The organism is Paraburkholderia sp. EG287B (genome assembly GCF_040965595.1).
Lineage (GTDB): Bacteria > Pseudomonadota > Gammaproteobacteria > Burkholderiales > Burkholderiaceae > Paraburkholderia.
Genome location: NZ_JBFRCG010000077.1, coordinates 1 through 917, shown reverse-complemented (window position 1 = coordinate 917; position 917 = coordinate 1). Strand labels below are relative to the sequence as shown.

General features: G+C 59.8%; 1 protein-coding gene. It reads left to right on the top strand.

The window, feature by feature from the left end:
* Positions 1-89: 89 nt before the first annotated feature.
* Positions 90-907, top strand: a protein-coding gene (locus tag AB4Y40_RS42755) for an IS5 family transposase (RefSeq protein ID WP_342920137.1) whose coding sequence is annotated in 2 segments (ribosomal slippage) — positions 90-438 and positions 438-907 — 819 coding nt in all. Because the reading frame shifts where the segments join, the coding sequence is not laid out codon by codon here.
* The last annotated feature ends 10 nt before the right edge of the window (positions 908-917 follow it).

Genomic DNA, 917 nt, shown 5'->3' with positions numbered 1-917 from the left:
AGAGGCCAGTTCAAAAAAAACCTTGATGGTCTGTTAACTTTCGCGGCGCGATGTTAACCTCAGTCGTCCAGAGAACGGAGACCGAGGGGATGCAAGCGCCGATCATTGACGACGAATTGTGGGCACTGATCGAACCGCTACTGCCGAAACCCAGACGCCGAAACAACGAGCGCCGCGGACGACCCCGTGTGTCAGAGCGGGCGGCGCTCAATGGCGTCCTGTTTGTGTTACGCACCGGGATACGGTGGAACCACTTGCCGTCCGAACTGGGGTTTGGGTCCGGGGCGACCTGCTGGCGTCGTCTCGACGCATGGCAGAAGGCAGGCGTCTGGAACAGGCTGCATGCATTGCTGCTCGACAGGTTGCGCGAATCCGGACAACTGGACCTCTCATATGCTGCCGTCGATTCATCGTCGGTACGAGCCGTTGGGGCGGGCGAAAAACTGGGCCGAACCCCACGGATCGCGCGCGCCCTGGTTCGAAGCACCACGTCCTTGTAGATGCCAACGGGGTACCGGTCAGCGTGATTCTGACCGGCGCAAACCGTAACGACGTCACCCAGTTGCTGCCGTTGGTCGATGCCATCCCGCCGATCCGCGGCACGCGTGGCCGACCACTGCGGAAGCCAAAAGTCATCTACGGCGATCGCGGCTACGACTCCGACGCACATCGCCAGCGCTTGCGAGATCGTGGCATCAGGCCAGTAATCGCGCGGCGTCGAACTGAACATGGCAGTGGTCTGGGGAAATTCCGCTGGGTGGTAGAACGAACTCACTCGTGGCTCCACAATTTCCGTCGGCTTCGCATTCGCTTCGATCGCCGTAGCGACATTCACGAAGCATTCCTCAAATTCGCTTGCTCGCTCGTGTGCTGGAATATATTCAAACGAGCGCAGTCGGCTTTTTGAACTGGCCTCT